This window comes from Paenibacillus sp. CAU 1782 (genome assembly GCF_054551715.1).
This window is the reverse complement of record NZ_JBTOLL010000024.1, coordinates 62,497-69,243: the sequence shown is the minus strand read 5'-3', so window position 1 is coordinate 69,243 and position 6,747 is coordinate 62,497. Positions and strand designations below refer to the sequence as shown.

6 protein-coding genes are annotated in these 6,747 nt (G+C 50.8%); 1 reads left to right on the top strand and 5 read right to left on the bottom strand.

The genetic code is table 11. The features are described from left to right. The coding region (locus ACX93W_RS25680) for an IS3 family transposase (protein ID WP_459395226.1) at positions 1–394 on the top strand (394 nt) is incomplete at its 5' end. A gap of 217 nt (positions 395–611) precedes the next feature. Here the strand turns inward: ACX93W_RS25680 and groL are convergent. From groL to ACX93W_RS25655, 5 genes are all read right to left on the bottom strand, one after another. Then, the gene (gene groL / locus ACX93W_RS25675; RefSeq protein ID WP_459395225.1) at positions 612–2,246 is read right to left on the bottom strand and encodes a chaperonin GroEL; all 1,635 of its coding nucleotides are present in this window, start codon (positions 2,244–2,246) and stop codon (positions 612–614) included. A gap of 83 nt (positions 2,247–2,329) precedes the next feature. Continuing rightward, on the bottom strand, positions 2,330–2,611 hold the full coding sequence (groES, locus tag ACX93W_RS25670; protein ID WP_068686538.1) for a co-chaperone GroES: 282 nt from the start codon (positions 2,609–2,611) through the stop codon (positions 2,330–2,332). Positions 2,612–2,837: 226 nt separating this feature from the next. After that, positions 2,838–4,775 (bottom strand): heparinase II/III family protein, encoded by a 1,938-nt coding sequence (locus tag ACX93W_RS25665; protein ID WP_459395224.1) that lies wholly within the window; start codon positions 4,773–4,775, stop codon positions 2,838–2,840. After that, a complete protein-coding gene (locus ACX93W_RS25660; RefSeq protein WP_459395223.1) occupies positions 4,772–5,371 on the bottom strand; it encodes a TetR family transcriptional regulator in 600 nt (199 codons plus the stop codon). Before ACX93W_RS25660 ends, ACX93W_RS25665 begins: the two co-directional genes overlap by 4 nt. A 102-nt stretch (positions 5,372–5,473) precedes the next feature. Continuing rightward, positions 5,474–6,601 carry a YhgE/Pip domain-containing protein gene (locus ACX93W_RS25655; protein WP_459395222.1) on the bottom strand — a complete coding sequence of 376 codons (1,128 nt, stop codon included), beginning with the start codon at positions 6,599–6,601 and terminating at the stop codon, positions 5,474–5,476. Positions 6,602–6,747: the final 146 nt, after the last annotated feature.

Below are 6,747 nucleotides of genomic sequence, written 5' to 3'. Positions count from 1 at the left end.
TATCGACTTGTTTAATCGTGAAATCATTGGTTACAGCGCAGGGCCAAACAAAGATGCGGCGCTTGTTTCTCGCGCCTTTTCTAGCGTTCAGGGTGATCTACGCCAAATTCAATGGTTTCATACAGATCGTGGCAGCGAGTTTAAAAACGAAAAGATGGACGAACTTTTGGAGACCTTTAAAATTGGACGCTCTCTTAGTAAGAAGGCCTGTCCCTATGACAATGCGGTGGCAGAAGCCACTTATAAGATCATGAAAACCGAGTTCATCAACCAGATGAGCTTTAACAGCCTGCATCATCTTGAATTGGAACTATTCGATTACGTGAACTGGTTTAATAAGCATCGGATTCATGGAACGCTGGGATACCTGACACCTGTGTCAAGAAGCCCTTAAAAAAGCTGTCTGATTTACTGTTGACAATCCATCTTCAACTTCTCTCAGTATAGCTCATATAAGGATGCAGCAGTATGTGTGCCGAACGCAAAAGACACCTTAGAGGAACATGGGACATAAATCCCGTATTCTCTAAGGTGTCTCCATTTTACACAATGTGGGCAATCCGGGTTTCTCCGAGGAGAAACCCTTGCCCAACAAGGCTTTTCAGCCCTTATTACATCATGCCGCCCATACCACCCATGCCGCCCATGTCTGGCATGCCAGCGCCTGCGCCCTTAGGCTCAGGTTTGTCAGCGACAACAGCTTCGGTTGTCAGGAACATAGCAGCTACGGAAGCAGCGTTTTGCAGCGCGGAACGTGTAACTTTAGCAGGGTCAACGATACCTGCATCGAACATGTTAACCCATGCGCCGGTTGCAGCGTTATAGCCGATGCCAACTTTTTCGTTTTTCAGACGCTCAACGATTACGGAGCCTTCTTGGCCTGCGTTAGCTGCAATCGTGCGGATTGGCTCTTCCAGAGCGCGAAGAACGATGTTAACGCCAGTTGCTTCGTCGCCTTCAGCGGAAACAGCAGCAACAGCATTGTATACGTTAACCAGAGCTGTACCGCCGCCGGAAACGATGCCTTCTTCTACAGCAGCGCGAGTGGAGTTCAGAGCATCTTCAATGCGAAGTTTGCGCTCTTTCAGCTCGGTTTCAGTAGCAGCGCCAACTTTGATAACCGCTACGCCGCCAGCCAGTTTAGCCAGACGCTCTTGCAGTTTTTCTTTATCGAAATCGGAAGTTGTTTCTTCCAGTTGAGCGCGGATTTGGTTAACACGAGCGTCGATGTCGGTTTTGTTGCCAGCGCCGTCAACGATAATTGTGTTTTCTTTTGTAATACGGATTTGACGAGCGGAGCCCAGTTGTTCAACTACAGTGGATTTAAGCTCAAGGCCCAGCTCCTCCGTAATTACTTGGCCGCCAGTCAGGGCAGCGATATCTTGCAGCATTGCTTTGCGACGGTCGCCGAAGCCAGGAGCTTTAACCGCAACGCAAGTGAATGTGCCGCGCAGCTTGTTCACAACCAGAGTTGCTTGAGCTTCGCCTTCCACATCTTCAGCAATGATCAGCAGTTGCTTGCCGGATTGTACAACCTTCTCCAGAACAGGCAGGATTTCCTGAATGTTGGAGATTTTTTTGTCAGTGATCAAAATGTAAGGGTTGTCGAGGACAGCTTCCATTTTGTCAGTGTCGGTAATCATGTAAGGGGAGATGTAGCCACGGTCGAACTGCATGCCTTCAACCACTTCCAGCTCCGTGTTGAAGCCTTTGGATTCTTCAACGGTAATAACGCCGTCGTTGCCAACCTTCTCCATAGCTTCAGCGATCAGTTCGCCTACTTCTTCGTCAGCGGAAGAGATAGCCGCAACTTGAGCGATGGATTGTTTGCCTTCGATAGGCTTGGAGATGGATTTCAGCTCTTCAACAGCTGCTTTAACCGCTTTTTCGATACCTTTGCGGATAACCATAGGGTTAGCGCCGGCTGTCACGTTTTTCAGACCTTCGCGAATCATCGCTTGAGCCAGAACAGTCGCCGTAGTTGTACCGTCGCCTGCTACATCGTTTGTTTTTGTCGCAACTTCTTTAACCAGTTGAGCGCCCATGTTTTCGAAAGCGTCTTCCAGTTCGATTTCCTTAGCGATGGAAACACCGTCGTTCGTGATAAGCGGGCTTCCGAATTTCTTCTCAAGCACCACGTTGCGACCTTTAGGACCAAGCGTTACTTTAACTGCGTTTGCCAAAGCGTCAACACCGCGCAGCATGGAGCGGCGAGCGTCTTCGCTGAATTTAATATCTTTAGCCATTAGACAATTACCTCCCAATTAATTCATTTCATTATGTGTAAGCCGATATTTTTGAACTCGTATTCTTCCAAGGTACAAAAATCCTATTCAAAAATCGCGTGGATGTCGCTTTCCTTCATAATCAAATACTCTTTGCCTTCGTATTTGATTTCAGTTCCCGCATATTTGGAGAACAGAACGCGGTCGCCTTCTTTTACTTCCAATGCTACGCGTACGCCGTCTTTCAGCGCGCCGCTGCCAACAGCGATAACTTTGCCCTCTTGCGGCTTTTCCTTCGCCGTATCCGGCAGCACGATGCCGCTCGCAGTAGTTTCTTCTTTCGCGATTGGTTCAATCAATACGCGTTCACCCAAAGGTTTGATCATTGAAAATAGCCTCCTTCTAATATTGTCGCTTATTGTCAATTCGTTAGCACTCATAAGCGAGTAGTGCTAACAACCATCTTTATAATACTTTTTTTCGAATCTGATTTCAAGTGCCTAGGGTCATTTTTCAAGGATATTTATCTCTATTCCACCAAGTGGAACCATGCTTTTTCCTCGGTCGGCCAGCGAGCCTTTTTCCGCCTCCAAGCGACCAGCACGGGAAGCATTAGTCAAAAGCAAATTCAAAACGCGCAACAATCTCAACGTCGCTGCCCTCCATAACTTTTCCGTTCCAATTAAAATCAAGGCTATACCAGCTCCGCTCCCGCCCGAAATGGTCGATGTCGGAGCGTTTCGTGACTTGAGGCGACCAAGCTTCTCCATCATAATGGATTGCCAACTGCCGGCTTCCTTCAAGGCTTACGATGCCTCTTTGCTCAAGCTTTGGCTCCAGCAACGTAATAAACCTCTCCGTCAGCCCATCCGAATCCTTCATGACAAAAGAATCCTTCAGCTCAAGTCTTGGGCTGCCGTTCTTGAACCATCGGAACTGCCGGGTCAAGCTCTCCAGTCCCGCTTCTTCGGGATAAGCCGCAGCCAGCTCCAAATCGAAGGAGTCTCCAGCATCGCCGATCTCCGCGCTTATTACCTTCGCAGAATGGACCACTCCCGGGCTTTGCGTGCAGGAATGAACGATCGGCAGTGAATGTCCCTGCGAGCCGTTGCACCAGAAGTCATAGCGCTCCGGTCCAAAATAAGCCTCCGTATACATGCCGCTGCCCAAATCCGCCAGATACGCTTCCCCGTCCGCATGCAGCAAAAATGTACCGCAGTCATTGTGGTTATGCGGTTCGTCGTTATGCCCGCCTTTTGCCGCGAAACAATAGACGGAGCCATTATCCCCGGCATGGCGCGATACCAGCCACTCCGCGTCCGTCATATAAACCGCCTCGGCCGGCCAGTCCTCCAAAGCAGCCTCCTTGCTCAGAGAGATGCCGCTTGCCTCTGCTACTGCTTCTGCTTCACCGTTTGCCTCTCCCGCTATTGCTACGCCCTCCCGTCCGGAGGCCCAAATCAGATTGCGCAGGGCTGGAGCCCAGCGCCCGCAATGATCCTCGCCGTAGGCAAAACGCAGCTCGGGATTCGGCAGCGCGATCTCGGCGTATTCGTCCCTCAAGCGCCAGGTCAACCCCATGAACACACCGCTGCGAGGGATCGAGTCCGAGAAATTAATGACGGTTCCCCGGCTGGAGAAGGACCGCTGCTGGAACAGCGCGATTTGTTTGACCTTCGGATCGGCAAAGCCGTCCAATCGTCCGCCAGTGGCACGTTTGAGGAGCGAAGCGAAGTAAACATAATAGCCAAAGCCGTATTGCCAGTACAGATAACCCTCCACGCAAGCTCCGTCGGCTCCGTAGCCCTCCAGGAAACAGTCTGTTGCTTTTATGGAACGCTCCAGCACGGCGGACAACCTGTCCTTATCCTTAATCAGATAGAGGGCAGCCGCCCCTATAGAACCGCCACAGACGGCAGACCAGTTATTGCGGAGCCCTTCCCATGAATAAGAAACCGCATTCAAAAACGGCTGAAACAGCCTCTTTTCCGCCTCATCGCCTATTCGTTCCAGCAACTCGAGCGGCAGTCTGTCCGCAAGCAGCACCGACAGCTCGGCAAGAGCAAACCCCGTCTCCGCGGCAAACAGGTCGATACTCCCCAGCGGTCCCATTTCCTCCGAATAGTGGGCGGGCAGGCACCAGGTTCTTTCATTGCAGATCGACTCCACAATGCCAAGCAGCGCATTGCGGTATGTATCGTTTTCCGGTTCCATCAGCGTCATAAAGGCAAACGCATTCAGCCGTTTCCGCTTGCGGAAGTAGGGGCGTTCGTACGACAGGCGTTCACCGGTGGTCCGATACACCGTATACAATTCCTCCGTCAGTTCAGGCTCGGGCTCCGATAAAAGCTCCTGCGCTTCCGCCCCGATCTCCTCCAGCAATCCCTTCAAACCAGGATCCGAGGCGAGCCTCCGGCCTAATGCCGCGCTGTCGACATCATCGCACAGCATAGACAACGTGCCGGCGACATGGTCAATCTCCAGCAGCTGCCTGATTTGTTCTTTCATCTGCGTGTTGGTTTGCTCTCCGCCTCTTATCCCTTGCATCATGTCACCGCGTCTCCTTTATAATGCAGCCCGTGCAGAATAAAATCCGTCAAATCCAGAATCAGCTCCTCCGAATCGCAGGACTCCTCCTGCAGCAGCTTCCAATACGGCTGCTCTCGATGCAGAAGCAATATGCCGGCCACCGACAAAAAGGCGTTATCCAGCGACCTGAATTGGAAATAGCCCTGTTCCCGACCTTCCGCGATCCACCTGCGCAAATAGGACCAGACCGGCAGAACATGCTCCCGAATCTGGGCGATCCTCGGCGAGTTTAATGTAATCTCCTGCTGAATGATGCTGACAAAATAGGGATCGCCTTGCCGAAAATACGTTACCTCGCGGATAACCAGCTTAACACCTTCCACGGGATTCATCCCGGGATCAACGCCATCCATTTTTTGCTTGGGAAAATAATGGGCGAATAATGCCGCAAACAGCTTTTCTTTTCCGCCGAAATGATAGGAAACCAGCGCCACATTGGCGCCGGCCTCCTGACAAATTTGACGAATCGAGGTTCCATCGTACCCCTGTAGCGCAAACAGCTTTTTGGCCGCCAGCAATATACGCGTTTTAATATCCGCGTCCTCCAAAACCGTCATGAAAACCCTCCAATTTCGACCTTGTCAATGCAGCAAGGGACATCCACATTGCGCTGCCGGTCAAAAAGGCCCTCGAAAAGCCGATGTTTCAAAATATCCGGCTCATGCAGCCCTTCTTTCCCTCGCCAGCGTCGCAATGGCGCTAACCGTAATCGCGACCGCTCCAATCAGAGACAGCGCAACAACCGCTTCTCCTGTTCCGGTCCCCCCAAACAGCACATTCATCGTTCCGTCCACGGCATATGTTGCCGGAAGCACGTCTCCCAATCCGCTATAGAAATCCGACAGCAGCTCCCGTGGAACCATAGCGCCGGAAGAGACAAGCTGCGCAGACAACATCATAATATTTAGGAGCATGCCAGCTATGCCGAACAAATACAGAAACATCTGGGAGACAAACATAAACACAAGCAAAAAGATAAATTCAAAGCCCCACAGAGCAAGGAAGCCGCCTTCCATCTGTCCCCCCAGCAGCGAGAGCAAGCTAACACCAACTAAGGAAACAACCACCGCTGAAGCAGCATTAATGATCACTCTCGCCGTGAATCGGCTCCATTTGCCAACCGTGGATTTTATGGCGAGAGACGACTGCTCCAGATTCATGCCCATAATCATCGCACCGACATAGGAAGCCAAAACCATCATCATCGGCACCATCTGGTTATTCATTCCTTGAACAGTATGGATGGCATGAATTTCGGAGATTACCCGCTGCGACAAAGCTTCAGCGGCTCCCGCCGCCTGATCGTCCGGCATTCCGCCTGCCGCCAGTTGCTGCCCAATGCCTGCCTTCACGGCCATTGAATTAACCTCCGACGTAATCCCTGCCGCTGCAGAGCTCATAACGCTTTTAATCATGGCGGGATTGGATTCATTCACATAAAAATGCAAGTTCCCCTGGCCTGCGGCCGATGAAGACTGCTCCGTAAAATCTCCCGGTATGAACAAAATCATCCCGATTTCTCTTTTGTCCAAACGTTCCTTTGCGGCATCAAGCGAAGTATCGCTGGACATGTCAAAAGGCAAACTCTCCAGCAGCCGCTGCGTGATTTGCCCTCCAGCCATTGTGTCCTCATTGACAATCGCAACAGAAAGCTGGTCCGTCCTGTCCGTAATTCCATTATAACCCGTCATCCAAATAACCGAAAAGATGATTTGAAACATTAACGCCGTTAAAATGCCTACCCAAGTGGTAGGACGTTTCATAAATGCCCGCAATCCCTTAATCATGACCAATCTCCCCTGTCGCTTAATATTTAAACAAACGATTCAAACAATTGTTTTAATCATTTGTTTAAATTATGCCGCAGGCTCTCTTTTGTGTCAACAAAAAAAGGGGCTGTCCAAAAAGTCAAACGCTCTAACGGACACGGAAG